22 protein-coding genes are annotated in these 26276 nt (G+C 45.8%); 12 read left to right on the plus strand and 10 right to left on the minus strand.

The genetic code is table 11. The features are described 5' to 3' along the window. The first annotated feature begins 243 nt into the window (after window positions 1-243). On the plus strand, window positions 244-1410 hold the full coding sequence (locus QUA97_RS13045; protein WP_333194819.1) for an aminotransferase class V-fold PLP-dependent enzyme: 1167 nt from the start codon (window positions 244-246) through the stop codon (window positions 1408-1410). A gap of 17 nt (window positions 1411-1427) precedes the next feature. On the opposite strand, the gene QUA97_RS13050 is transcribed toward QUA97_RS13045, so the two are convergent. The 3 genes from QUA97_RS13050 to QUA97_RS13060 form a co-directional block, all read right to left on the minus strand. Then, complete coding sequence (locus QUA97_RS13050) at window positions 1428-1739, minus strand: DUF433 domain-containing protein (protein ID WP_194069998.1); 312 nt, start codon at window positions 1737-1739, stop codon at window positions 1428-1430. 26 nt (window positions 1740-1765) lie between these two features. Continuing rightward, entirely contained in the window at window positions 1766-1891 is a 126-nt protein-coding gene (locus QUA97_RS13055) for a hypothetical protein (protein WP_255515912.1), read from the minus strand. A 329-nt stretch (window positions 1892-2220) separates the two neighbouring features. Next, a complete protein-coding gene (locus QUA97_RS13060; protein ID WP_333194821.1) occupies window positions 2221-3429 on the minus strand; it encodes a ferrochelatase in 1209 nt (402 codons plus the stop codon). 338 nt (window positions 3430-3767) lie between these two features. On the opposite strand from QUA97_RS13060, the gene QUA97_RS13065 reads away from it, so the two are divergent. The 4 genes from QUA97_RS13065 to QUA97_RS13080 all read left to right on the plus strand — a co-directional run bounded on the left by QUA97_RS13065 (window position 3768) and on the right by QUA97_RS13080 (window position 7681). Next, window positions 3768-4373, plus strand: a complete 606-nt coding sequence (locus tag QUA97_RS13065) for a hypothetical protein (RefSeq protein WP_333194822.1) — start codon at window positions 3768-3770, stop codon at window positions 4371-4373. After that, complete coding sequence (locus QUA97_RS13070) at window positions 4366-5091, plus strand: DUF3120 domain-containing protein (RefSeq protein WP_194012672.1); 726 nt, start codon at window positions 4366-4368, stop codon at window positions 5089-5091. Before QUA97_RS13065 ends, QUA97_RS13070 begins: the two co-directional genes overlap by 8 nt. 490 nt (window positions 5092-5581) lie before the next feature. Next, a complete protein-coding gene (locus QUA97_RS13075; protein WP_194069995.1) occupies window positions 5582-6430 on the plus strand; it encodes an alpha/beta fold hydrolase in 849 nt (282 codons plus the stop codon). Window positions 6431-6538: 108 nt separating this feature from the next. Then, entirely contained in the window at window positions 6539-7681 is a 1143-nt protein-coding gene (locus QUA97_RS13080) for a pentapeptide repeat-containing protein (protein WP_333093020.1), read from the plus strand. A 265-nt stretch (window positions 7682-7946) separates the two neighbouring features. On the opposite strand, the gene QUA97_RS13085 is transcribed toward QUA97_RS13080, so the two are convergent. Next, window positions 7947-8804, minus strand: a complete 858-nt coding sequence (locus tag QUA97_RS13085) for a choice-of-anchor L family PEP-CTERM protein (RefSeq protein ID WP_194069993.1) — start codon at window positions 8802-8804, stop codon at window positions 7947-7949. Between the two features lie 301 nt (window positions 8805-9105). Then, on the minus strand, window positions 9106-10830 hold the full coding sequence (ggt, locus tag QUA97_RS13090; protein WP_194069992.1) for a gamma-glutamyltransferase: 1725 nt from the start codon (window positions 10828-10830) through the stop codon (window positions 9106-9108). An 849-nt stretch (window positions 10831-11679) separates the two neighbouring features. Here ggt and QUA97_RS13095 point away from each other — a divergent pair. The 6 genes from QUA97_RS13095 (at window position 11680) to QUA97_RS13120 (ending at window position 20995) form a co-directional block, all read left to right on the plus strand. Continuing rightward, a complete protein-coding gene (locus QUA97_RS13095; protein WP_194069991.1) occupies window positions 11680-12711 on the plus strand; it encodes a glycosyltransferase family 2 protein in 1032 nt (343 codons plus the stop codon). A 248-nt stretch (window positions 12712-12959) separates the two neighbouring features. Further along, entirely contained in the window at window positions 12960-13730 is a 771-nt protein-coding gene (locus QUA97_RS13100) for a DUF1350 family protein (RefSeq protein WP_194070001.1), read from the plus strand. Window positions 13731-14063: 333 nt separating this feature from the next. Beyond that, window positions 14064-15338 (plus strand): RNA polymerase sigma factor, encoded by a 1275-nt coding sequence (locus QUA97_RS13105; RefSeq protein ID WP_333194825.1) that lies wholly within the window; start codon window positions 14064-14066, stop codon window positions 15336-15338. A gap of 484 nt (window positions 15339-15822) precedes the next feature. After that, window positions 15823-16233, plus strand: coding sequence for a hypothetical protein (locus tag QUA97_RS13110; RefSeq protein ID WP_194069987.1), 411 nt, complete (start codon window positions 15823-15825; stop codon window positions 16231-16233). A gap of 153 nt (window positions 16234-16386) precedes the next feature. Further along, window positions 16387-18009 (plus strand): DUF4347 domain-containing protein, encoded by a 1623-nt coding sequence (locus QUA97_RS13115; RefSeq protein ID WP_194069985.1) that lies wholly within the window; start codon window positions 16387-16389, stop codon window positions 18007-18009. Between the two features lie 487 nt (window positions 18010-18496). Continuing rightward, window positions 18497-20995, plus strand: coding sequence for a hypothetical protein (locus tag QUA97_RS13120; RefSeq protein ID WP_333194827.1), 2499 nt, complete (start codon window positions 18497-18499; stop codon window positions 20993-20995). A 338-nt stretch (window positions 20996-21333) separates the two neighbouring features. Here the strand turns inward: QUA97_RS13120 and QUA97_RS13125 are convergent, their stop codons facing one another. After that, a complete protein-coding gene (locus QUA97_RS13125; protein ID WP_333194829.1) occupies window positions 21334-21804 on the minus strand; it encodes an ATP-binding protein in 471 nt (156 codons plus the stop codon). Window positions 21805-22333: 529 nt separating this feature from the next. Here QUA97_RS13125 and QUA97_RS13130 point away from each other — a divergent pair. After that, complete coding sequence (locus QUA97_RS13130; protein WP_194011011.1) at window positions 22334-23470, plus strand: PP2C family protein-serine/threonine phosphatase; 1137 nt, start codon at window positions 22334-22336, stop codon at window positions 23468-23470. 56 nt (window positions 23471-23526) lie between these two features. Here the strand turns inward: QUA97_RS13130 and QUA97_RS13135 are convergent, their stop codons facing one another. From QUA97_RS13135 to QUA97_RS13150, 4 genes are all read right to left on the minus strand, one after another. Then, window positions 23527-23853: an STAS domain-containing protein gene (locus QUA97_RS13135; RefSeq protein WP_194011010.1), complete on the minus strand. Its 327-nt coding sequence runs from the start codon at window positions 23851-23853 to the stop codon at window positions 23527-23529. A gap of 217 nt (window positions 23854-24070) precedes the next feature. After that, on the minus strand, window positions 24071-24658 hold the full coding sequence (locus tag QUA97_RS13140; protein WP_442922514.1) for a helix-turn-helix domain-containing protein: 588 nt from the start codon (window positions 24656-24658) through the stop codon (window positions 24071-24073). A 164-nt stretch (window positions 24659-24822) separates the two neighbouring features. Continuing rightward, window positions 24823-25374: a DNA starvation/stationary phase protection protein Dps gene (gene dps, locus QUA97_RS13145; protein ID WP_333194833.1), complete on the minus strand. Its 552-nt coding sequence runs from the start codon at window positions 25372-25374 to the stop codon at window positions 24823-24825. Between the two features lie 95 nt (window positions 25375-25469). After that, complete coding sequence (locus QUA97_RS13150) at window positions 25470-25730, minus strand: sulfiredoxin (RefSeq protein WP_333194835.1); 261 nt, start codon at window positions 25728-25730, stop codon at window positions 25470-25472. Window positions 25731-26276: the final 546 nt, after the last annotated feature.

The raw sequence follows: 26276 nt of genomic DNA on the forward strand, positions 1-26276 counted from the left end.
TCGCAAGGCAGAGAATAATTAGAAGTCATTAGTCATTGGTCATTGGTCATTAGTCATTAGTCGGGAGGATTTATGCGGCATCTAAAAAGTAGGTTTCAGGACGACTTACTGTGTTCAAATAGCACTACAAATGCCCAAAAGAGATGCTAGCGGAGGAAGAAGGAAGAAGAAACCTTTTTTAGAGAGGTTTTGGACGATCGACATTTATGCAATATTAACGTTATCAATAATTCCCCAAAAAAAATGACAAAGGACAATCACCGGCAACAATTTTCAGCTTTGGCCAATAAAGCTTATTTTAACTACGGCGGACAAGGGCCGCTGCCTGAGCCTGCTTTAGAGGCGATTTATGAGGCTTACAAGCGGGTGCAGCTTGGGGGGCCGTTTTCGGGGGAGGTGGGGGCTTGGGTGGTTCAGGAGGCGATGCTGACGCGACGGGCGATCGCATCTGAGTTGGCCGTACCTGCTGAAACCATCGCCCTGACTGAGGATGTCACCGTGGGCTGCAATATTGCGCTGTGGGGCATTGATTGGAAAGCAGGCGACCATTTGCTGCTTTCTGATTGCGAACATCCGGGCATTGTAGCTAGTGTAATGGAACTTCAGCGCCGTTTCAACATTGAGGTTTCGTTTTGTCCGCTGGCTGCTACTTTGAATGAAGGATCTCCAGTGCAGGTAATTGCTGATAGTTTGCAGCCAAATACTCGGTTGTTGGTAATCAGTCATATTTTATGGAATACTGGTCAAGTTTTGCCTCTGACTGAGATTGTAAAAGTATGTCATCAAACAAAAGTGAAAGTGTTAGTTGATGCGGCTCAATCGGTGGGGGTTTTACCTTTAAATTTGATTGAATCTGGGGTTGACTTTTATGCTTTTACTGGTCATAAATGGTGGTGTGGCCCGGAGGGTTTGGGCGGGCTTTATGTGAGTGCGGCGGCTTTGGCAGATTTGCATCCGGTGTTTATCGGTTGGCGGGGAATTGTGACGGATGCTAATGCTAAAGTTCTTGGGTGGAAGGCTGGATCGCAGCGCTACGAGATTGCGACTTCGGCTTATCCTTTGTATGCGGGTTTGCGAAGTGCGATCGCCCTTCAGCATGAATGGGGAACTGTGGAGGAAAGGTATGCAGAAATTTGCCGTTTGAGCAAGTATCTCTGGGAATGTTTGTCGGAACTTCCCGATGTGGAATGTTTGCGAACATCTGCACCGGAAGCTGGTTTAGTTTCGTTTAGATTGATGAATAAGATGCCGCACAAGCAGTTGGTTGGTTTGTTGGAAAAGCAGGGAATTATGGTGAGAACAATTCTGAATCCTGATTGCGTGCGGGCTTGCGTTCACTATTTTACCACTGAGGCGGAGATCGATCGGTTGGTTGGGGCGATCGCCATAGCGAAGTTTTCATTTGAGTAAAACTTTAGCATTAGCAGTTATTCATTTTCAGCCAGCCACAGCTCGATTTCTTCTCGGTTGCGATCGTAATAGTTCGCAACCGCTTGCAAATCTTGAAGGGTGATTCCTGGATAATTATAAAGAAGTTCGGCTTCAGTTGCGCCCTGTTGTTGGTAGGCGATAATCGTCCCGACGGGAATGCGAGTATCGCGAATTCCCGCTGCACCGCCACAAATTCCTGGAGTTTTGTGAATGGGATGTTGAAGGGTTTGGACGAATTGCAGCGTTTGTGCTAGCAAGTCATCAGGCAGTGTTTCAATGGTTTGGAGAAGTTGTTCTTTGAGGGTCATAATCGATATCCAGATGCAGTAGCGGTTTAGACAGCGACTTTTTCCGGTACAGCCCAGAGAATAAATCGATGGAGGGAAATGCCTTGGAGTGCCACCAATTTTTCAGCTTCTTTTTGTAGCTGAACGGGTAAGTTTAAGGTGTGGGATGTCATTAATACAACTTCCGTTTTCTAAGATAATTGCAGATTTGCCAGTAGTTGAGTTTAAGATTTTCTCAATTTTTCAAATCTTGGAAAAACTTTAGTTTGTATTTTAGCGCAATATCTCTGCGGGATGTGGCGTGATTTCTAAGAATTGACACCTGCTGATAAAAAAGCCGATCGCCCTTTCAGCCAAAAACACCAAAGGACCATCGCCCTTTTCGCCCAAATTTCGACCTACGCACCCCAACAAAAGAAACCGGGTTTTTCACTAAATCTGCCATTTCCATGCAGTATCTTCGCAAAAAACCCGGTTTCTGAGCTCTCAGGCCCAAGTCCTATTAGTGACTGTGCCCGTGTCCGCCATGAGAATGCCCGCGATCACCATGAGAATGCCCGTGATCCCCATGAGAATGCCCGTGCCCTTCATGAGAATGCGCGTGCTCGCGGTGCGCCGAAGCCAAACTCGGATTAACAGCAACCGCAGTCTCACTCAACAGCGCTTCAATCTGCGGATTTGCCCACTCCGCCGCCATTTTCAAGAACTCAGGACGATCGTTCACGCAAGGCAATTTGCGGTAAGTTACTCCCTTACGCTGTTTCTGCAATGACTCAATAACATGATCGACATCTAACAAAGTTTCGTGATTTTCCGTCGCAAATCCGATCGGCATAAACACGATCGCAGTTGCACCCAAATCGATCAAATTCTTCGCAGCCAACGTCGCATCCGGCTGAGTCCACTCAATCAGCGGCGTGTCATGGTTCAGCCAACCCACCGAAATCAAAGGATAGCGATACATCAAACGTTCCCGCACGCGATCGTACAAAGCCTGACTTTCCACAATACCCGAAGTAAAACCCTTCGCCTTGTGCGGACAACCGTGATTCATCAGCACAATCCCAATCTGAGAAGGCAAATGCGCCACAGCCAAATCGTTCTTAATTTCCTCTTCCACCATATCAGCCATTAGCTGAATGTAAGCCGGTTCATCGTAAAAAGAAGGAATGTAGCGCTGTCCTTTTACCCAATGTTCGCCGCCGTCAGTGGTTTTGACTAAAGCATTATTCACCTGTTCCACTGCAATGCCGCTAGTGAAAATAGAATCAACTACCAACAGCGGATAAATCAGGATTTTATCAAATCCTTCCGATTTAATTTCGGCAATTACTTGTTCCGGCAAAAACGGCGCGCAAAAGTTAAAAGCTTTGAAAACTTTTACTTTATCGCCCCATTTTTCCTGCAAATTCTTTTCAATTCCGGCGCGCTGCTGTTCAAAAATAGCATTGTGCGGCGAAACAAATTGACCGTGTTTGTGACTCCACTCGTGCAAGTCAAAAATTGCTAAAATCTTCGCCAGCGGCGGATAAATCCAAGTCGGTACCGGCGCGAATTTGGCGGTAAGTAAATTTAAAGCTTGTTCGTTGTAGTTGGCAAAATCGTCGTAGCTTTCGACTTCGCCGTAACCCATCAGCAAGACTGCAACGCGATCGTTACTTGCGGGTGCAGCAGATGTTTTTAACTCAATTTTTTCGGGAGAAGCAACCACTTTGTATTCCTCAATTTGAATTTTTTTAAGAGTCGCAGCAAGGATGAACCAGAATTGCGAAAAAAATCTGGTTTCTCGGCTGCCCGGATATCCCCATTATCCCGTAGTCCGCCAGGGGTTTCGGCTAGCGTTAAGTTTTATGTTTTCTTAAGACTTCCTCACCTTGCCTCCAGTTTCGGTGTTTCGGAGCGTTCCCAGCGTTTATTGTGGGGGGATACTCTTCAAACTTGACTCTGTTATTAGTTTAACATCCTATCCCCCTGGATAGCATATAATTAGTTATGGTGTACAATTAAGTAAAGTTATGTTAAGCTGATAATTAATATTATTGAAGCAAGATGAGACTGGTAATTTGTCCGGGAGTTCACGACCCAAAACTAACCGATCGCTTCCTAGCGGGACTTTCGGAGGTGTGGGAACCAGACAATCCTCGGCAAAATACCCAAACATCTTACCCTGTCAAGATTTTTCCCGCTCATAAACACCCGCCTTTTTCAGCGCTTGACATATTTCACTTTTTATGCAGTCAAGAGTTGACCGGAGAAAGTTTAGTATTTGTGAGCTTTTCGGCAGGAGTAGCCGGGGCGATCGGGGCCGCATGGATGTGGCAGCAACTAGGCGGCCAAGTCGGGGCATTTTTTGCCCTAGACGGCTGGGGAGTACCCCTAGGGGGCAATTTTCCCATCCACAGGCTCAGCCACGATCGCTTCACGCACTGGAGTTCAGCCATTCTCGGCAGCGGTGGAGACAGCTTTTATGCAGATCCGGCGTTAGCGAAGCCCTCGAAGAGGATCGCACATTTAGATTTATGGCAAGATCCCCAAACCGCCAAAGGCTGGCACCTCAGCCAAAACCGAGCCGGTATTGAAACCGCAAAACCCACAACCGCAGCCAAATTTTTAGTCCACCTATTGAAACAGTACGGAGTCCAATCAGTTGTTTAATTTTAATTTAGTATCATCGGCGATCGCACCTATTGTCACTGTTTCTAGTCTAGAAAATCCTCTGTCTTCAGACAGAAAAAACAGCATCAAACAGTGGCTAATATTTTGTGCCTCAGCATTTTTAGTCTCAATTCCCGTCTTCGTGCAAGCACCCTTAGTTCGCTTGTATCCCACCATCAGCTTGCTTTCCACAATTCCCTGGTTCGTCCTCAGTTTAGTGCTAATTTTTCGCCCCAAAACCCAACTTTGGGGAGATTTATTATTAGGATTTGCCGGATGTTGGCTGGCGGGTTCCATCTATTGGGGCTGGTTTAGATGGGAACCTATTTTACATCTACCTATAGAAGCAATTGGGTTGCCTTTTGCTATTTGGTGCTTGAACAAATCTTGGGGAAAAGTGGGCAGCTATTTTTACCTGGGTTCGCTATTTGGTACTGCAATTACTGATTTATATTTTTATTTGACTGGGTTGATGCCTTACTGGCGGAAAGTTATGTACGCGGAACCGGAATTCGCTATGCCGATTTTTCAAAGTGCGATCGGGCAAATTGACACTCCTTGGGGCATAGGTTGCGCTCTACTTTTAATTGCTGTGTTGCTAACCGTAGGTTTGCTGAGTTTGCGCGACGCACAATTGCACTGGCGCGCCTTCAGCGGCGCTGTTTTGAGCACGCTTTTGGTGGATGGTTTGTTTTGGCTGGCTGCTTCTGCTGTTTGAGATTTTTGACCGCTGATTAGGGCGGATTGACGCTGATTTTTTGATAGTTCGTTTGTCTGGTTTGTCTATTAATTTTGACTTGAGATTTTTGGGTATTTTTGACCGCAGATGTGGGTGGATCGATATCGTGTCCGGTCGATTCACTACGAACGGATGTTGACTGTTCGCTCGATCGAAGTCACAGTTTGATCGGGATTGCTTGGATTCCCGATTAACCGCTGATTTTTACAGTCCACCAGCTCATCTAACTGCTTCTAATTTATTGATTTTTTTGACAGTAAATTTTCTTTTAATCTTTTCCTGCTTGCATGATATGAGTTATGCTCGCCTCAGAGGCGATCGCCCGATCGCTCCTAAAGCAATCTTTAAGTGATTTGTAGGACTACTCGCTACCAGGCAAAAAGGTCGGCAGAACGTCTGGATATGCCCTGTCAGGCAGAACGATGAGTTAAAATCTAAAATCTAAAATCTAAAATCTAAAATTAAGCTCATGGCTTTCATTTCAATTGGCGGTGTAGAACATTATTACGAGTGGATAACCGCAGACAACAGCGCCCAACCCAGCGGCAAACCAGTAATGGTATTTCTCCACGGCTGGGCCGGCTCGGCGCGCTACTGGGAAAGCACGGCGCGGGCTATGGCTGATGATTTTGATTGTTTGCTGTACGATATGAGAGGTTTTGGTCGATCGCCCTTGCCGCCATCACCACCTGAGTCTAGCTACGAACTCGAAACCTACGCCCGCGACTTGGCCGAATTATTAGAAGCTTTGAATTTACCCCGCGTCTTTCTCAACGCTCACTCTACAGGCGCATCTATTGCGACTTTATTTCTCAACCTTTATCCCGAAAAAGTAGAAAAAGCAATTCTTACTTGCAGCGGGATTTTTGAATACGACGAGAAAGCCTTTACAACTTTTCATAAATTCGGCGGTTATGTCGTGAAATTTCGGCCGTCTTGGCTGGCTTCTATCCCGTTTGCCGATCGCATCTTTATGGCCCGGTTTTTGCGCCAATCTCTCCCTACAGAGGTCAGTCTGGCGTTTCTCAAGGATTTTTTAATGGCAGACGAAGAAGCTGCTATTGGTACAATGGTGACGGCCGTCAGCAAAAGAGCTGCCGAGGAAATGCCCGAAGAATTCGCACGGTTGAGCGTTCCCACGCTGCTTGTAGCAGGAGAATTCGATCGAATTATTCCCGCCGTCATGGGAGAACAAGCAGCCTCCCTCAGCAAAAAAGTAGAATTTGTTATAATTCCCAATACGGCTCATTTTCCGATGTTGGAGGATGCCGCAACATATTTGCAGCGAATCCGAGACTTTTTGCCTGCAGCGGTTTAGTTGAGTTGTTGTTGGTTTAATGTACGATCGGAAAAGCCAGCTTTTAACGCTGTCTTTATTCCGATCTTAATTTTTAATTCGTAATTTCTTAAAGCGAAAGGTGGTAATATGAGCGACCTCGACCAATACTATAAAGTCCTGGATCTGCTGCCGGGAGCTTCCCGAGAAGAAATTACTCAAGCCTACAAGGATTTAGCGTTCATTTGGCATCCCGATCGCATCCCCAAAGACAATCCCAGATTATTGCAGAAAGCGGAAGAAAAGATTAAGCAAATTAATCAAGCTCGCGAACAATTGCGATCGATTCAGGTAAGAGGTCAGAATCAGAACGCTCAGCACAAAAATACTCAGTACAAACAAGCTCAGCAACAAAATACCCAATACAAACAAACTCAGCAGCAATACACCCAGCAGCAATACACCCAGCAGCAATACACCCAGCAAAAACAAACTCAGCAACAAAATACCCAGCAGCAATACACCCAGCAAAAACAAGCTCAGCAACAAAACACCCAGCGAAAACAAACTCAGCAACAAAACACTCAGCAACAAAACACTCAGTATCAAAACACTCAGTATCAAAACACTCAGTACAGAAATACTCAGCAACAAAACACTCAGTATCAAAACACTCAGTATCAAAACACTCAGTATCAAAACACTCAGCCACAAAACACTCAGCCACAAAACACCCAGCCGTCACCAGCAACGCCAAAAGAACCCCGCTACTCTCCCGAACCCTCTTCAGGAAAATATGGGGGAAATTATGCGGGAAATTATGCTGGAAACTATGCGGGAAATCCTACCGGGCCCTATTCTGATGCTTCCCGCTACCAATCGCCACCGCCGCAGCCATCTCAACCTTACCGCCCTGCTGCGCCGCAAGCTCCCGATTTGAGCGGTTCTAACTTTAAAGGAGCTTCCTTGAAAGAAAAAGATTTTTCAGGGAGAAACTTGAGCAATGCAAACCTGAGCGAAGCTGACTTAAGCGATACTTTTCTGCACAATATCAACCTTACAGGTGCGAATTTGCAAAAAGCTAACTTGTTTAGAGCAAACTTGTTAGGGGCTTGTTTGATCAATGCTAATTTGAGAGAAACTAATTTAATCGGAGCAGATTTGAGCGGTGCAGACTTGAGCGGTGCGGATTTAACGGGTGCTAAAATCGGTTATGGCGATCGGGTAATGGTCAAACTTACGGGAGCTAGATTAACAGGTGCAATATTACCCGACGGTAGTGTTCATAACTGAATGATTGAGTTTTGCAAAAATCTGATTTTAGTAAATTTCCGCTCCAAACTTATATTATGCCCCTGAGAACAACAGCAATAAAATGAGTTAGTAGCGCGCAATACGAGTTTTTTCTTAAGTTGCGGTTCGTAGCGCGGAATGCGAGTTTGTTCTTAAGTTGCGGACTTTAGTACGCAACTAAGCGATATTTACTTATCGCAGTCAATCCACCGGACATCATATAAAACCCCGTTACTGGCTCCATCGAGGTCGATCGAATTTAATACTAATTCTTCCGCCCGCGCAACTTTCGTCCAGCAGCCAGCATCGCGCCTCCCGCCATCAAACCCGCCACAGTCATCGGTTCGGGAACTGGCTGCGCTGGAACCGTCCCCACAGAACCGCCTTTAATAAATACAGCAGAATCTAAATTACCGTCACCCACATCTTTAATGCGGATGCTCAAAACATTCGTCTGATTTTGCTTGAGCAAACCCTCAAAACCTAAAACTTTAGTAAAACCATCCAGCCTAACAATATTAGCAGCAATACCTGTCAAACTTGGGTTGTCAATATAGTCTGGGTGATCTTGAGAGCGATTATACGGATCGGGAACAAGATTATTAATTGTCACTATTTGTCCGTCGCTCAATTTGGCTAAATTAGTGCCGTTTAGCAGCAGTTCAAAATCGTCATTAAATTCAGAGCCGCCAAACTCAGGAAACTCCTCAGAAGCAAATACATATTGAAAAAACAATTTTTCAACCGTGCTATTAGCAAAAAAACTGAGGTTGAGCTGAGTCAAATCTCCCTCTTCGCCCTTTGGCCCAAAGTCCGTGTTTAAATCGCTGCCGTTGGTGATTACGTTATCTTTCTGATTCTTACCCGGTATATCTGTGACTTTACCGGTACTGAGAACAACACCTGATGTCAAACCAAAGGGGTCATTCATAAAAGTACCAAAAGCAGCAGAATTCCCGCTAATTGAAATTGAAAAATCACTCAGTCCGGCTGTATTATTTCCCAATAATTTGTTTTTCAAAGTCTCAGTGTTGTTAGTTGCTCCTACCGAAAATGCCATTGCTGGGGCGGCCAACAAGCTCAGAGCAGCAGTTAAGCTAGCAAGTTTGTTAAGATTTATCATAGTTTTCGTGTGATAATTGTTAAGCTGATTCATTCCGTAACTTCATTTTCACATTATATAAGTATGAATGTCTAGGGACTTTACAAGGAATTTATATCTAAGTATATTTACGGTTTTTATTGTAAATTGTATGGGTATTTTGTGGTGGTGAGTCAGTCAATAAAGCTCAGTGCAAAAATATTGAGTCCGAAATACACGCAGACAAACGAATAATTTCCAGACTTACACACTGGATAGCAATTAAAACGAGTTTTTATACGGTTGGCGATCGCCACAATTACTAATGACAGATCGTGGATGACTAAAACCCTTTTGCTTCTCCTTCCCCGCGCGGATCGGCAGCCCCTTCCAACCAACCATCAGGCGTCAGGACGATCGCATTAGCATTTCCCCAGCCGTCGCGTTCCACAATTTGGTGTCCCCGGCGGCGCAACTCCGATAGCGTCGCAGCATCAAAACCTCCGCGTTCCACCATCAGGCGATCGGGCAGCCACTGGTGGTGAATTCTCGGTGCAGATACAGCCTCGCCGACATTCATGTCGTAAACCAACACATTCAGCACAATTTGCAAAACCGTGGTAATAATCGTGCTACCTCCGGGGGCACCGGCAGCGAGACGAAATTTGCCATTTTCTGTGACAATCATCGGTGTCATGCTGGATAAAGGAGTTTTTCTAGGGGCGATCGAATTTGCTTCACCGCCCACCAAACCAGACAAATTCGGCACTCCTGGCGCAGCGGCAAAATCGTCCATCTCGTTGTTGAGCAAAATTCCCGTACCCGCCGCCACCACCGCAGCCCCAAAACGACCATTCACCGTAAACGTCAAACTCACCACATTCCGATCCGAGTCAACTACCGTCAGGTGAGTAGTTTCCGGCGACTCGCGCACAAAACGGCTCAAAGTTTTAGCATCAACAGCTTTTACCTCCGTCGAGGGTTTGGCTGTTTTCATGTCGATTTGCGATCGGCGAAATTTGCCATAATTCTTGCTAGTCAAAGCTTTAACCGGTACACTCACAAAATCGGGATCGCCCAAATACTCAGCCCGATCGGCATAAGCAATTCGCATCGACTCCGCCAGTAAATGTAGCATATCTGGACTTTTCCTCCCCAACCTTTTGAGATCCGTATCTCCGAGGATATTTAAGATTTGCAATAAATGAACGCCGCCGGAAGAAGGAGGCGACATCGCGCAAATTTGGTAAGCGCGAAAGTTACCGCAAACCGGATTGCGCCAAATCGGCGTATAGTTTTTCAAATCTTCGAGAGTCATGATGCCGCCGTTTTTAGCCATGTCGCTGGCGATCGCCCGCGCAATATCCCCGCGATAAAAACTTTGCGGGTTTTGAGAAATTTTCCGCAAAGTCCGCGCCAAATCCCGCTGCACCAAAAGTTCTCCCGGCTGGTATACAATGCCGCCACGAGTAAAAATATCCCGCGCCGCCCGGTTTTTTTTAATCGCATCCACTCGCCCCCCAACAGCCTTTGTGAAGCGGGAACTTACCGGAAAGCCATTTTCCGCAAGGGCGATCGCCTGCGCCACCACCTGCGCCCAAGGCAACTTCCCGTACTCGCGTTGCACCGTATAAAGTCCAGCCACCGTACCCGGAATACCCGCCGCCAAATGCCCGTCCAGACTTGCCCTAGGGCGCACCTTGCCTTGCTTGTCGAGGTACATATCCCGCCCCGCCCGTTTCGGAGCTCGTTCCCGGAAATCCAGCGCTTGCACAGTCCCCCTTTCGGCCCGCCGCAGCAGCAAAAAACCCCCGCCCCCGATACCCGCCGAAAAAGGTTCCACCACCGAAATCGCCAAAGCCGTAGCAGCCGCCGCATCCACCGCATTGCCACCCTCTTGCAACACCCTCAGCCCCGCAGCACTCGCCAGAGGGTGAGCCGAAACTACCATGCCCTGTTTGCTGCGCTGCTGCAACTTTGGCTGTAGTTGCTGCTGGCAGCCGCCGAACAGCAAAACCGTTAGGAAACAAGTATAAATTCGCACTTTACCGCTTAACTTAAAAAACATTCGCCCCCCCATTTTTCAGTTAATTTTACAGCAGAATTTGAATAACATCATCCTAAAGATATAGATTAAATCTCAATTGACATACAATAATTAATAGCTACAAAGTTACTATTTCAATTAGTCCGATAGTTTAATTACAATACTCCCGACACTTTTTGAGGTGGCGACCAAAACCCACATTCTACCGTTAATATTTCACAGAATGGAGAATATCCCACCCTAATCATACCGATTGTCGTTACCTAAATCTCCTAAAAACCCTCACCGCGATACCGCTCTTAGAATAAATTCCCTGACTGAGAGCGGTATCGCGCGCGTGAGGGTTTCACCAGAAATGGGCAATAACAATAATTCTACCGTTGGCGATTAAAAACTGTCCCGACTATGATGATATCAAAAGTTAATTCAATGAATTTAGTCTCAAAAAATTAACAAGGTTATATAATGGTGGAACTAGAGTCTTGTTAACAGTGCGTACAAAATACGATCGGACAAAAATAGCATGGGAGTATTTCCGACTTTTAAAAAGCATTTTTTTAAGACTTACGAGCGTTAAAGTAAAACACAGATGCTCCTAATAGCAGCCTATTTCTGTGCGTGCCTAAACGCCAGGCAGTGGAAAGAAGCTGGAACGATCGAAACGATAACAACATTCTGGCTGGAAAGTTAACAGCTAAAACAAAGCCTTGGAAATCGCACTAGATCGCACTTGGTGGCTTTCAAAGCCTGCAATTTGCAGTTTATGTATAAAACTCCTACTTTCTCAGTATTTTCATGGAATCTTCATTCCTAAGTGGCGAAAACCATACTTAAAAAAAAATAACTACCAATCCCTAGCTAATTCAATTCATGAACAACGAAAAAGTCAGTATAATTATTCCTGCATTTAATGCAGCAGACACTCTAACCGAAACAGTTGTTTCCGCAGTCAACGGTACTCACAAGCATTTAGAAATTTTAATTATTGATGACTTCTCTACAGACGCTACAGCCCAAATTGCTGCTAAACTTGCCGAGCAAGATTCCCGAATTCAATACTTCCGAAATTGCGAAAATTTTGGAGTTTCTAAGGCTAGAAATTTAATGATAAATCGAGCAACGGGCAAGTATGTAGCGTTTCTCGACAGCGACGATACCTGGGAAGCAAACAAGCTAGAAGTTTGTTTAAAAATGCTCGAAGACAATCCCGAAGTCAAAGCTGTGGCTCATGCTTTGCGATATTTAGACAAGCACGGCAACAAGTTGGGCTATATTGCCACCTATCCTACAACTAAAGCAGAAATGCAGGCGATTAAGGAGACAGGTGAAAGTCCTTGGGTTTTTCCGTCTTCTGTGGTAGTCGATCGCTCTATTCTACTCCAAGAAGGTGGCTTTGCAGAAGATTGGCAGGTAGGAGAAGATACAGAATTATTTACCAAAATTGCTCAAAAGCACGGCTTGTTAGCAACGAAGACACCTTTAGGAAATTATCGAATTAGAGGGAACTCTCTGACAGACAAACACTGGCTGAAAAAGCGCATAGCTGCTGATTGTGTCAAGGAAAACCAACTGCGACGCTTGCGGGGAGAACAAGAGTTATCGCTCAACGAGTACGAACAGGTATGTTTTAATAATTTGCCACGGTTGAAAAAATTTAACAAATTTCGAGAACTTTTGGCACTGCACTACATGAGAAAGCTGGGACAAAGCTGGTTAAATCGGGAGGTGTTGCAGACTCTAATGTACGGCATTGCTACCACAGTGTTGTCTCCGAAAGGTGCTGTGAACAAATGGAAATGGATAAAGGCTCACGATCCGTTGGGCGATTTAACTGTAGAAGATACCAGTGATTCGGTAGAATTGAACTCCCAGCAATCCTCCCAAATCGGCGGGAAATCCTAGAGGAGATCCTGTCCGGTCAATTGACCGCAATAAGATTGGTTAGCGCCGGCCCAATGCGAGTCCGCTTTGATTCTGCAGACGGTCGTCCGCACTACGAACCTTTTTTTTGTTACGATCGTAGACCGGAGATGATATCAAACCCCTTTTTTAGGCAGAAAGTTAAAAGCAAAGATTTAGAAAAAATTCTATTTTGTACTTTCTGCTTTTCAGAGAACGATCGCCTTTTTAGTTTAAACTTGATGAAATTTATGGACTGGCAAGAAGTTTCCGGCAACTGGGTATTAATTCCTTCTAAACCGATCGCGATCGTGCATTTTCTCGGCGGTGCATTTGTGGCGAGTGCGCCGCAACTAACCTATCGCTGGCTGTTAGAAGCTTTGGGGAATCAAGGATATGTTGTAGTAGCAACGCCGTTTGTCAATACTTTGGATCATATTGCGATCGCCCGCGATGTCCTCAACAAATTTGAAAATGCCCTCGATCGCCTGCGCGCCACTAAATTGCTCAAATCTTCCTATCTCCCCATCTACGGGATAGGGCACAGCATGGGATGCAAACTGCACTTGCTGATCGGTTCTGTATTTGACATAGAAAGGGCAGGCAATATTCTGATTTCTTTCAACAATTATGCAGCCTCCGAAGCCATTCCCATCGTCGAGCAAATTTCCCCCGTCTTTAAAGTAGAGTTTACCCCTTCCCCGCAAGACACCAATCGCCTAGTGCAAGATAGCTATCAAATCCGGCGCAATCTTTTAGTCAAATTTAACGGCGACAACATCGACCAAACCCTGCTGTTGACAAATCTGCTAAAACCGAGATTTCCCGACATGATTACAGTTCAGACTCTAGCCGGCAACCATCAAACACCATTAGGTCAAGATGTTAGCTGGCCTATGGGTCAAATTTTTACTCCCTTCGACGCGATCGGACAATGGGTCAAACAAGAAGTGTATCGGGAATTAAATCAATTAAAACGGACAATTCTGCTGTGGCTTAATCCTTTGTCAAAGGATTTTTAATCTTAAAGTTCCGATTTTAGCTGCGCGAAATTAAATTTATAAATTACCCATAAACTCTATCTGTAGTGCTTAGCTTTCCACGCGATCGCTACCAATAGCGTCAAAAATCCCTTTGCGTAAGTCCTAAAACTGCCGGAGGGATGTTTGAGCTGTGCACTCATAGCGAAAAAGATCCTACTTTTCCGACTTTTCCGACTTTAAAGATCCGACTTTTCCGACTGACATGAGCCTGAGTGGTGAGTCAACATAGCGATAGATGCATCTGAGACTAGGTAAATTACTGCCTAAATTAATCGCAAGTTGTTTGTCCACCTAGAGTTTCAGGCTCCAGAGATGTTAAGTTGTAGTTCTGCATCAATCCCTTGCTCAGGCACTCAAGATATAGATTCAGCTTTTTGGAAATTATGGCAGCAGCATCAAAATTATCTTTACCGTTGCTGTCGCAAGTGGATGGGAAATCCAAGCGATGCCGAAGATGCCCTCAGTCGGGCGATGCTGAAAGCTTGGCAGAAAGCAAGAGATTGTACGGATGATATCAAAAACTTTAAGGCTTGGTTAACCAAACTGACTTATAACCTGTGCGCCGATATCCATCGAGAGCGCAACAGAAGTGCAGTAGGAGTTGAGAGTTTAGACACCATTGCTGTAGAAAGCCAAACCCAATTAATTAGCCAAGAAGAAACACCAGTTCGTGCTGCTATGGAGCGCGAACTCGAATTATTTTTTCGCGCCGCAATAGATGAGTTGCCAGATAGATTGCGCGAGACTTTTATTCTCCATTTTGAATCAGGGCTATCTTATCCAGACATTGCCGAACAGCTTGGTATATCCTACGATAACGTCCGCAAGCGCATTTCCCAGGCGCGGGCAATTTTGCGTCAGCGGTTCAATGAAAATTTCGGGGAAGATGGGACTGACTCGGATTTGTCTAATCCTAAGTCGAGGGTTTCTCCTCAGTCTGCCAAAGGGAAAAAGTCTCAGAATATTACTGAAAAAAAAACTCTTAAAGAGGAGATAGAAGAAAGAGAAATTGTTGCCCGTAGGGAAGTTCAAGAGTCGGTTTTAGTGAATGCTCAATCTGATGGGGACATAGGAGACAGAGAAATTGTTGCTGGTGGGGAAGTTCCACAAGCGGCGGTGTGTGTTGTGCATCTAGGCGCGAAGGATTATTCGCCCCTACGGATCTTGGCTAATACTCTGGGGAATGACAGCGAAAAAGCGATCGCCCCTAACGCCAACAGCCCATTGCTTTCTGAGTCTTGGGAAAGCCAAAAAGCTCTTGCTGTGCAGGCAGCATTAATGGTGCCCGCACGCCAAGCTGTTGTACTACCAGCGAGTGCAATCCGCTGTATTCCCAGTTTCTCAACGCCAGAAAACCCATACTTGCCCGAAATGCGATCGCGCCAGGGTGCCCGAGGCATATCGCGCAGCGTTGCGTCTTCTGTATCGCTTTTTCCACTGTACTGGAGGATGTGGGCAGACAGTGGCGGCGGCTGGCTTTCTTCCATCAGAAAAATAGGCAGGGAGAAAATCGCTTTAAATCAGTTTTTACAGCTTTTGGCTTTCCTCGTCTTGGCAAAGCCAAAAGCGGCGTGCAGGCGGCATTAATGCGGCCGCGATCGCTGCAATTGGCTATAAGCTGTTCGGCATTTAAAGGAGGATAAGGGTGCAGAGGACACGGCAGTGCCGTGTCCCTACCACGATCAATTGTAGGGACACGGCACTGCCGTGTCCTCTATATCTCTATATCATTCCGGTGCAGCCGGAATTGATATTAAGGGGGGGCTAGGGGGATCGAGCTTAACTGAACCGTATTGGGCTATATTCCCGCTTTCTCTATGACAGGCGCTGGGCGCGATATGCCCCTAGGCGAAATTTGGCATGGAAAAATTCGGCATCCTTTGTTTCGTCAATCTAGATTTTCAGGAAGAGATCGACTGCGTAGCAGGAATTTGTCAAATCCTCCCTCAAACCGCATCATCCCCCAAAGGTTAGAGATGCCATCTATCTAAAGACTGAATAATTCACAAATCACCTTCGGGAAACGTCTAACTAATAGAACAAAAAAAACCAACCCTGGAGTTGAAAAATTATGATTCGTCGTATTGCTTTCGTTAGTGGTCTCGTTATTCTCAATGCTTTTGGTTTCGCTACCGTAGCCCGTGCCGGTGAAGGCGGTGTGGCCGGTTCTGCGGCTTTCACCGTTGGCGCGAACTCATTGGTTACAGGTGTGGCTGTATCTGCTGCTGTCGGCAAAGAAAATGCTGCCGCTCATTCTTTCAACTACAGCGGCCTCAATACAAATGGTTTACAGAACTCAGCCTTTGCCATTGGTACTGCGGGTACACTGAGTCTCAACGCTCTTGGCGACCCAGCCGGCTTTAACCTCAACACAGTACAAGACAGCGCTCGCGGTACCGCGCAAGTCAATACCTTCACAGCAGGATACACCATCAACCTAGGTACTACTAGCAACGCTGTTTTGGGTACGACGAAGCCCTAGAACTGTTGAGAGTTGTTAGCTAGCAAGCTGATTTAGCAATTCAATCCGTTTTCTCCCCTCTCAAAGATGATATGAGGATCTCAGCGGCTCTCGCCACAGGAAGTCAGGAAAGATCCTCATTAAGAGAGGTTTTTTTATCCGCAATACCTTCTGATGAATAACAACGACATTCCCCAGATGAAACCCATGCTAAATACTTCAAAAACTATCAATCCAGCCACCACAATTGTTTTTATCGATGCCGGAGTAGAAAACGCCGAGCTACTCATTGAGGGGGTTCTTCCCACTTCTGAAGTCTTTGTCTTAGATAAAACGGCAGATGGCATCGAGCAAATTAGCCAGGTTTTACAACAGCGTCAGAATATTGATGCCGTTCATATTATTTCTCACGGTTCCCCAGGTTGCTTGTATGTGGGCAATAGCCAACTGAGTTTAGATACCCTCCACCACTACGCCCCCCAACTCCAACAGTGGAATGTTACCAACCTCCTCCTCTACGGTTGCAACGTGGCGGCTGGGGATGCTGGGGAAGAATTTATTACCAAGTTACACGCCCTCACTGGGTCAGAAATTGCTGCTTCTAAGACACTGACGGGGAGTGCAGCTAAAGGTGGAAACTGGGAACTAGAAGTCACAACAACCCAGATGCAGCCAGTGCTGGCACTGCAAGCCGAGGCTATGGCGAACTACGACTCTGTTCTTCCTACCGAAGAAACTATAAGCCAGTGGAATGGCAACGACGGAATTTATCCTTTTGGGGAGCCTGAAACACAAACCTATGGCCAAACTTTCACAGCAGCAGAATCATCGCTCCAATCGTTTAAGATTATATTAGACGACTATGATTTTGATCCCGATACAATAGATTTTAAAGCCTATGTAACGGCTTGGGATTCCAACACAAATGCTCCCACGGGTTCAATTTTATATCAGAGTGCGGCTCAATCCACGACTCATGGAGCAGGTTTTCAAACCTTCACTTTTAACTCTAACATCTCATCATTAACACCAGGACAAAAATATGCAGTCTTGATCAGTACAGAGGGGGTAACTGATGGGATTCCAGGAACAGGTGTGCAAGCGGCCATTTATAGTGATGTTTATCCGGGGGGAAATTTTGTTTATCAGAATGCTCCGGCTCTTTTCACCCCTAGGTACACCTCTATTCCTTCTTTGGATGCAGCTTTTGAATTGGTATATAGCCCTCCTGTCACTCCTGTCAACCTCACACCCAATAACGATGTTTTTCAAGGGACTGCAAATGCCGACCAAGTGAATGGTTTAGCGGGTAGCGATATTATCTACGGTAAAGCTGGAAACGATATCATCGATGGTGGCGACGGCGACGATATTGTCTACGGTGGCAATGATAACGATTTGCTGCGCGGTGGTAATGGCAGCGATCGCCTTTACGGTGATGCGGGTAATGACGAACTCCTCGGCGGTGACGGTGATGACATTCTCTATGGGGGTGATGGAAATGATATCCTCAATGGCGGTGCAGGGAGCGATCGGCTTTATGGTAATGCAGGGATCGATACCTTTGTTTTGGCACCAGGAATGGGTCTGGATTCCATCTACAATTTCCAAGATGGCATAGACATAATCCGATTAGATGGAGGTTTGAATTTCGGCGCTTTACAGATTGCCCAAAGTGGCACTTCCACCTTAATTAAAATTGCATCAACCGGAGAAACCCTCGCTTCTTTAATTAACACGAATTCCGCCTTAATTGGGGCGAGTGATTTTAGCGGTAGCGCGATAGACGTTACCTAATTGTCTCAATTATGAAATTATCAGGTGCGTTAACTTCCGTTAGCGTACCTTGGATTTTGATTTTATAATGATGAAACATTCCAAATATTCATTCCAATAAATATTTTTTTATTGCATCTATAGCGAGCCTAAATAAATTGTGTAATTCTTGTAGAGGAAAACCCCCGTGGTTGCCGCGATCCGTGGGGGTTTGCACAGGGCACTACCCCTACATATTTGTACCAATGATATCAATTCCGGTTGCACCGGAATGATATAGAGGACACGGCAGTGCCGTGTCCCTACCGAAAATAATATTGTAGGGACACGGCAGTGCCGTGTCCTAATTTTGGCTAATAATCCCGATGCTACCGGAAGCGATATGATTTATACGCCCTATATATAAAAATATTAAAGCCAGAGATTTAATATTTATTAAATCATCAGGATGTCAGGGTAAAATTACTGTATTAACTGATAGATTTAATCCCTAATTGCCGCGCTTATAATGACAATTAACTTCCTAAAAATTATCGCTAACCCTACTGCGCTCCTCTCAACAGCATACAATTGTAGTATTGTCGGTTTGACTCTCCTGAGCATCGCTTGCTCAACCCCAGCCACAGCACAAACTCGCTCCAATTTACTCGACACATCCAATCAACTCGATTCTGCTGCTGCGAGTGTTTCCGACCTTCCAGAAACCACCCCTTTATCAGAAACACCCAACTCGTCTACTTATCCTACAAACCAGGAGCCCTCATCCCCAAATTTAGCCCCTGAACCTGAACCCGCAAAACCCCAATCAACTAATACTCCTAACGCATTGCCCCAACCTTCTGCGCCATCTACTGACCCCGATTATATTATTCCACCTCCCATCGCTCCAAGTGTTTCCAACCTTCCAGAAGCCAGCCCTTTATCAGAAACACCAAACTGGTCTACTTATGCTACAGACTTGGAACCCTCATCCCCAAATTTAGCCTCTGAACCTGAACCCGCAAAACCTCCATCAACTAATACTCCTAACGGATTGCCCCAGCCTTCTGCGCCATCTACTGACCCCGATTACATTATTCCACCTAGAATCGCTCCAGACGAAAAAATTAGCCCATTCACGACCAATTTACCTCTCAATGACATTCCCATCAGCCATCTAACTGAATGGGAGTTTAGTGGTTTCAAGACTTTTGCTGACACCACAAACAGCGATATTTTTTTAAATGGCACTCTCAAACTTAAAAGTCGAGTAACTGAAAGCTTAAGCCGAACTAATATTTATAGAGTGGATCAAAAAGCCACTTATTTGCAACTGCGGACTGTTCCCCTAGAACGAAAAATTACAACGACAACTACCGCACCCCAAACCATGACGGGGTTAGAAATTCAAATGAGTTTAACGGCGGCTTGTCTTTTTCCCAATACTTCCAGCGACCAACAATGTACTTATACCCCAGGTTTAGCGATCGATCGCAATAGTATAGATCCAGAGTTTTTCGTACCTACCCGCGTCTTTCAAACGTCTCAAGTTGGAGAAGTTGTCAAACCAGAAACTTTGGCTTTTATGCAGCTTCCCGGCTTTCAAGGGGGAACCAGCAGTCAACCGATTGGCGTCGATTTTTATTTTCCCAATTCGGGTGCTTATCCGGGAAACAGCCAATCCCGAAAAACAAAAGTTGATAGAAAGGAAGAAGTTGACTATACGATTGCAGGTACTGTTTCCCGAGTTCGTCAAGTTGTTAAAGCTAACGATCGAGAAGCCGTTTTAGGGCGAACAATTCGAGGATTTACTCTCTTTATTGATGATGAAAATCGCTGGCTAAATACGGCAATTCAAGCGGGGGCGCAATTTTTACCCGATGTCATTCCTGACCTAGAAGGCAGTAAAAATCCCGTTAATACTAATATCAACCGCAACTTATTTTTAGCAGCTAATAATACTCGTTTACCCAGCAGTAGTTTTACGATATATTCCGCCGGACTCGGACGGGCAGAAAGTTTAACGCCTAATGTCACCAGCATAAATCAAGTTCCTAAAGCGAATTATAACAGCCTTTGGCTCGGTCTTTCTCCCGTGATCGATCGCAATATTGAAGATGGTCGAATCTTTTACGCTCCAACAGGGCCACAAATCACCCTTGTGGATGCTGGTGCAGAAGGTGGAGCAGATACCAATGTACAGTCATTGTCTGCGGTTAACCAAAATCAGTATTCTACTGCAAATTTGCAGAATTTTTATGCCCAAGTTTATTTGGGTTTTTTACAGCAAGATGTCAATTTTGTTAGAGAAAGTATCTATCGAGAAAAAAGCTCTTACTATCCTCATCTCAGCTTTACCGGAAACTGGACGGGAGGCGAAGATATCCTGCGATACTATACGGGTGCGATTGCTTCGGAAAAGCCCAAACTCTACGTCGGTGCTGATTACACTAGAAACACGCTAAACAATTGGAGTTTTCGCGGCGGTGCGATTGGTTATCTCAACCCCGATCGCGATTATTACAGCCAAATTTGGGGTAGTGCAGCCAAAACCTTTCGCTTCAGCAGGCGGGCAAATTTAACCTTATCAACCGGCTTCAATTATGCTCTCGATCGAGAAACCAGAATAGGTGATTTAGTTAGTATTTCACCAGCTAGTGAAGTTGTCCTTAGCGCTCGCGTAAATTGGGGAATTGTTTCTCTTGGTTTGACCAACTATTTTGGTAATATCCTACCCAATTCCTACGACGAGCGCTTACTAGCTGAGTTAACCATCCGTCCTCTAAGCACTCTCACTCTGTCTGGTTATATCGCCCCCATCGATAAAAACTCGACTCGCTCTCTCTACGGTGCTAGTGTAAGTTGGCAACTGGAAAATAACTACAACAGTCCTACCCTATCCCTCAATTGGCAAAATAACCAATATGATTATGGTGATGATGTTTTCGGGAATCGTTTATTATTGAATGATAATATTTTTACGATTCTTTTTCGCATTGGTTCTCCAGCTAATCCGCTCTCTCGTTAATGTTACCCAGATTAGAAGCAAACTAATCTGGGTAAGATAAAAAATCAGACTTCTGACTCATCCCAGCCTGTGAAGCGTTTGAGCAAATCGAAGCCAATAGACATTCTCACCGAGATTACCTCCTTTGCCAATTAACGGGCTTCCGACGGCAGTGCGATAATGTTTTAGGACAATAAGTACGGAAGAACCGGAAATACTGATGCTATGGGAATTGCCAGTATCTAGGGAAGCAGTCAAATCAAAATATCGTAAGCTGCGTAGTGGCTTAAGAGTCACCCAGACTTCTAAGGGAAGGGTTGAGGGCTACCCTCAACCCTTATCGGCTAAAAATATCAGTGTTATTTTCGATCGTCGATACAGGGGGTATAATTTTTGACGATCGACAAACAGTTCCGTCCATCAGCCATTCTCTTGTAACTGAGACTGTCTGCGATGTCTTTCATCAACTTTAGGCCCCGCCCCCCCGAAGCTTCACAATCGATTTTTTCCGACATATCTTTAATTTTTTGCTCTAAATCAAACGCAGCGCCCGAATCCCAAATGTCTATCTCTAAAGATTCACTGCACACCGCCACCTGAATCTCCACCGGCAAATCCGGCGGTTTACCCTCGTGGGCGTGACGCACCGCATTTGTAAAACCCTCAGCCAAAGCCAACTGACAGCGTATCCATACACTTGTGGGAATTCGCGGATCGTACAATTGTCCAAACCACGATAAAACTTTTTCTAAAGCACTCAGACCAGTATTGACTTGAAGATCCGCTTTCTTTAGGACTTGCAACTGTTCGGAACCTTTGAATTCAATCACGCTCTGCCACTGAAATTATAGTTCCATAAAATATAGACAAATATTGTCTTGCCTGTACTTTACGTTTTTGACTGTTTTTCTCAAAAGGCGGGCAACTGCTAGCGCCAACATCGCCCATCGCAGTAATTCACCAGCCCAGTCATTTTCCACGTTGTCAACTCTTTTGCCCTGTAAAATTAGGCAAATTTGAATGGGAGTTCGATCGTACTAGCTTTTGCTGCTAGGAAAATAAATGTCAAATCGAGTAATTAGCTCTTCATTATACCAGAAGTGTCACCCGGATGTCAATTCACGCCCGCCGCCCAAAAAAGTCTATAAAAGTTTATATTTTGAGTATAAACTGGGTAAGTTCGACTTCGCCAAAATTTTGCTCAAATTTAAAGGTAAATTGAACTTGATGGCTGGCAGGCAAAAGCATTTACCTGGAAAGCGATGTTATTAGACTATACTCAATCTCAGACTACCGCGCTGACAGAATATATTTTTAATGACCCCCAGACCTTGAAAGACTTGTAGTACCTGAGTGCCCATGTTTCAAATTCTGGTTATTGACGATGATACTGCTGTTCAAGAACTGCTGAGGAGAACCCTGAAAAAACAGGGTTACGAAGTGACAGTAGCAAGTAATGGCGAAGACGGTGTAGCCCAAGCGCAAAAAATACGTCCGGCGCTGATCATTTGCGATTGGATCATGCCGCGCTTGACCGGCATTGATGTTTGCCTTCGAGTTAAGGCAGATCCGGATCTGTCAACTACACAATTCTTTTTGTTGACTTCTTTGGGTTCGATCGCCGATCGAGTCAAAGGGCTCGACGCAGGTGCCGACGATTTTATCTCCAAGCCGATCGAACTTAACGAGTTGCAGGCGAGAGTACGCGCCGGATTGCGGCTGCACCAACTCGGCCGAGACTTGAAAATTGCGATGCAAAACCTGGAAGCCGAGTTAGCCGAGGCAGCCGAGTACGTGCAATCGCTGCTGCCAGATCCGATGACGGAACCTGTCAGCATCGAGGCAAAATTCATTCCCTCCCGGCAGTTGGGGGGAGATTGCTTCGACTACAACTGGCTGGATGCCGATTCTTTGGCGATTTACTTGCTAGACGTAGCCGGTCACGGTTTGCGGGCGGCGCTACCTTCTGTCGCCGTGCTGAATTTGTTGCGATCGCGCGCGCTGCCCAACATTGACTACTACAAACCCAGCGACGTTTTGCGCGCCCTCAACACCACCTTCCAGATGAGCTACCAAAATGACAAGTATTTCACCATCTGGTACGGCGTTTACAACCGCATTTCTCGCCAGCTAGTTTACGCCAGCGCTGGCCATCCCCCGGCAGTGTTGATTTCCCAGTCGCCGACAAGCACGGCTAAAATCCAGCGATTAAAAACCCCCGGAATGCCCGTCGGGATGTTCCCCGATGCCCCCTATGTCGATAATTGTTGCGATGTGGAGGCTTTTAGCACTCTCTACATCTTTAGCGACGGGGTATACGAGATCCACCAACCTGACGGCAATATCTGGGGGCTTGACCCATTCATCGACCTGCTAGCAGCTTACAACGATGCAAGTGCCGACCAGTTAGAGCAAGTTTTGAAATACACTCAAAAGTTGAACGCCAAAGCAGTTTTTGATGATGATTGGTCTTTACTCAAGGTAAACTTTGGCTAGCTGAGTTATGGCAGCACATCTGCGACCAAATAGCAAGAATACAGCAGCCACTGGATTTAGTTAGTTGAGAGAATTTTGCTATTAAAAGCATCGCGGGTGGAAAATATCTCGAAAACTCGATCCATGCTGGTGAGTTCAAATAAGATGCGGATTTGCTCGTTGATAGAACAGACAACTAATTGACTTCCAGCGGCCCGGACTGTTTTGAGCGCCAAGACTAAAGCGCCCAAACCAGAACTATCCATAAATGTCACATCTTGGAAGTCGATCAATACCACATCGGCTCCCGCTTCCACTAGGTCACTAATCTCTTGGCGGAATTGACTTGCCTTGGTGCCGTCTAAAATGCCAGAGGGTTGAATAATTTTAACTACAGGACTCATATTTTGCGGTGGGAATGTCAGAATTTCTAGCCAGACTAGGGTTAGTATAGCTGCGAGATGGACTCCGATCCAAATAACAGAGGGGAAAAGCGCCAGAACCCCGCAGCGCCCCAAGGGTTTTGAGTGCCAGAGATGGCGATCGGACTATTGGTGTATAGGGGGCGAGTTATTTTTGGACTGGAAAATCTTTATTGTACCGAATGCCTTGGGCGATCGCTCAAACCAAGCTAACTTTGGCGCGGTAGAGGAGCTTGTCGCCTTGTTTGTAGCCTGTGTAGCGAACTTTAACTAATTCTCCCGGCTCGGCTGTTCCTTCGATGAGCTGGTGCTGTTGCGGGTTGTAGGGAAGTTCGGCTCCGACTGCGGCGATCGACTCTATTCCCCAATGCTTCAATAACTGCTCGACTGGCCGCAACAACGGCAGCAGTTTCTGGGCCCGCAAGTTGTGATTTTCCTCAGCCTTGCTCGCAGCAGTCGGCCACTGCAACATCCAAGATTCTAAAATTTGCACGCTAGAAAGCTGAAATTCCTGCAGCAAAGATTCTCGCTGCTCTTCGATGGTAGCTTGCAGGCGCTGATATTCTTGCTCTAGGGCACTCGGCGGCGCAGGTTCTAACTCTACAAACTCGGGGGCCAAGGTTGCGAGCAGTTCATTTAAGGAAATTTCCAAAGCTTGACTGATTTTGAGCAGGATGTCGGCTCGGGTTTTCAAAGCTAAGCCGCGACGCAGGCGGCTTAGCTGAATTTCGGGAACTCCTGCTTTTTGGCTGAGTTCTCGATCGCTCGAAAGCCCCGCTTCTTGCATCAGACGCTGCAGTTGAGGAGCATAATCAGGAATATTAGCTGCCACGAAAAAGTCATCCAAATTGATAAATGGACATATTCTCGATCGTAAACTGTCGCGAGTCTTAAGGACAATACATCTTTGGGGCCTACTGGTAAAAGTGCCGGCCCCACAACGCTAATTGGCTATCTTGCGGCCACTTTTTCGGGTGCGACTGTTGTTCCTGTTGTCGCAGAACCTTGCAAGTGGGCTTCTAGGAACCACAAGCGCTTGTCAATTACTCGGGAAATTTCGGTGTACAAGTCGGAGGTGTCAGCATCGCCGAGTTCCGATGTTTTGTCGATCGCCGCGCGTAGGTGTTTGGCGTAGGGTGCATAGCGATCGGCCAAAGCAGTCACGAATTGTTTGCCCTCTACAATGTCAAAAGGAAATTCTGGCAGGATCGAATCGGCGGCGGCGCTGCGGGCTGTTCCTACAGCCAAACCGCCCAACGCTGTGATTCGTTCGGCAACCATATCAATATATTCTTCAAGTTCTCCCGCCATTTCGTCGAAGAGCAAGTGCAACTGATAGAAGTCCATGCCTTTGACGTTCCAGTGAGCTTGCTTGACTTGAGTTTTTAAGTCCAGAGTCGTAGCCAGCGTCGCGTTGAGCAGCCCGACTACTTGAGTGCGGGTGCCGGCTGACATATCGATCCGCGTCGGGTAAAGATGTTGTTTGTGGTTGTTGGCAGTCATAAATTTGTACCTTGTTATTAGTGATTGTCGATCGAATATCTGAGAAAGGTTTGGGCGATCGAACCAAAGCCTGTCGTAAATTGCTGTTGAGAGGCTCAGGCCAAGTGCATCTGCAACACGGTACGGGGAGCTCGGCGTACATTACAGCGGATGGTTTCTAAACCGAGACGCTGGCAAGCTTCGTACCGGTGGCAGCCGGAAAATCCGTAATACTGACCCTCTACTTCTAGCACATCGATGGGTTCGTTTAAACCTACCTCGCGGATCGATTCCATCAGGGCGGCTACTTTCGTTTGGTCGTTGACTCGCGGCAAGGGGCGGCGAATCTGGTTGAGGGGTATTTCTGCAATCCTCATGGCGGCTGTCTGTTTTACTCTTGTTTAAATCATACTCGTAATGACTTCGACTTGGCAAGCAAATGTCAGGGAATATTTAGATTGGGGGAGGTGCGATCGATCGTGCGACTGCAGCAAGAGTTTGATTTATGGTTTTTGATATTTCAATTCGCCTGTTAACAATTGTTGGGCTTGTTTTTTTAACCATCCTGCAATAAAAATTCTCAAAAACCATACAATAGCGATCGCGCGGGTGCGTCGCCGTCAAAAATCCCTTAAAAAACTTGAATGTAGGGATTGTCGATGTATCCGCACCATACAAATATTCCCACTCTCTCCTAGCTAGCCACGCCTTGCAAACCTCTTAGACGCTACCCGCAAATTCTGCATCGACATATTAAATAATCAAACATTAAAACACCTCTGGAAATTGGCAAAAATGTAATTTATAATTGGGAAAAAGGTAAGATAATATTATTTAGCTTGAAACCAATACTCCGGACAGTTTTTAAGCAGCCAGAGTACCATAAGACAAGACTGAAGGAAGGTTAAGGTGATTTAAAATCA

Origin of the sequence: Microcoleus sp. CZ3-B2, assembly GCF_036705055.1 — a bacterium.
Lineage (GTDB): Bacteria > Cyanobacteriota > Cyanobacteriia > Cyanobacteriales > Microcoleaceae > Microcoleus.

Coding starts and splice junctions, on each gene's coding strand:
- dps (WP_333194833.1), bottom strand. CDS start 25,374: ATGACTGCCAACAACCACAAACAACATCTTTACCCGACGCGGATCGAT.
- QUA97_RS13085 (WP_194069993.1), bottom strand. CDS start 8,804: ATGATAAATCTTAACAAACTTGCTAGCTTAACTGCTGCTCTGAGCTTG.
- QUA97_RS13095 (WP_194069991.1), top strand. CDS start 11,680: ATGAACAACGAAAAAGTCAGTATAATTATTCCTGCATTTAATGCAGCA.
- QUA97_RS13120 (WP_333194827.1), top strand. CDS start 18,497: ATGACAATTAACTTCCTAAAAATTATCGCTAACCCTACTGCGCTCCTC.
- QUA97_RS13115 (WP_194069985.1), top strand. CDS start 16,387: ATGAATAACAACGACATTCCCCAGATGAAACCCATGCTAAATACTTCA.
- QUA97_RS13065 (WP_333194822.1), top strand. CDS start 3,768: ATGAGACTGGTAATTTGTCCGGGAGTTCACGACCCAAAACTAACCGAT.
- ggt (WP_194069992.1), bottom strand. CDS start 10,830: ATGTTTTTTAAGTTAAGCGGTAAAGTGCGAATTTATACTTGTTTCCTA.
- QUA97_RS13100 (WP_194070001.1), top strand. CDS start 12,960: ATGGACTGGCAAGAAGTTTCCGGCAACTGGGTATTAATTCCTTCTAAA.
- QUA97_RS13055 (WP_255515912.1), bottom strand. CDS start 1,891: ATGACATCCCACACCTTAAACTTACCCGTTCAGCTACAAAAAGAAGCT.
- QUA97_RS13105 (WP_333194825.1), top strand. CDS start 14,064: ATGTTAAGTTGTAGTTCTGCATCAATCCCTTGCTCAGGCACTCAAGAT.
- QUA97_RS13050 (WP_194069998.1), bottom strand. CDS start 1,739: ATGACCCTCAAAGAACAACTTCTCCAAACCATTGAAACACTGCCTGAT.
- QUA97_RS13130 (WP_194011011.1), top strand. CDS start 22,334: ATGTTTCAAATTCTGGTTATTGACGATGATACTGCTGTTCAAGAACTG.
- QUA97_RS13140 (WP_442922514.1), bottom strand. CDS start 24,658: ATGCAAGAAGCGGGGCTTTCGAGCGATCGAGAACTCAGCCAAAAAGCA.
- QUA97_RS13075 (WP_194069995.1), top strand. CDS start 5,582: ATGGCTTTCATTTCAATTGGCGGTGTAGAACATTATTACGAGTGGATA.
- QUA97_RS13080 (WP_333093020.1), top strand. CDS start 6,539: ATGAGCGACCTCGACCAATACTATAAAGTCCTGGATCTGCTGCCGGGA.
- QUA97_RS13150 (WP_333194835.1), bottom strand. CDS start 25,730: ATGAGGATTGCAGAAATACCCCTCAACCAGATTCGCCGCCCCTTGCCG.
- QUA97_RS13135 (WP_194011010.1), bottom strand. CDS start 23,853: ATGAGTCCTGTAGTTAAAATTATTCAACCCTCTGGCATTTTAGACGGC.
- QUA97_RS13045 (WP_333194819.1), top strand. CDS start 244: ATGACAAAGGACAATCACCGGCAACAATTTTCAGCTTTGGCCAATAAA.
- QUA97_RS13110 (WP_194069987.1), top strand. CDS start 15,823: ATGATTCGTCGTATTGCTTTCGTTAGTGGTCTCGTTATTCTCAATGCT.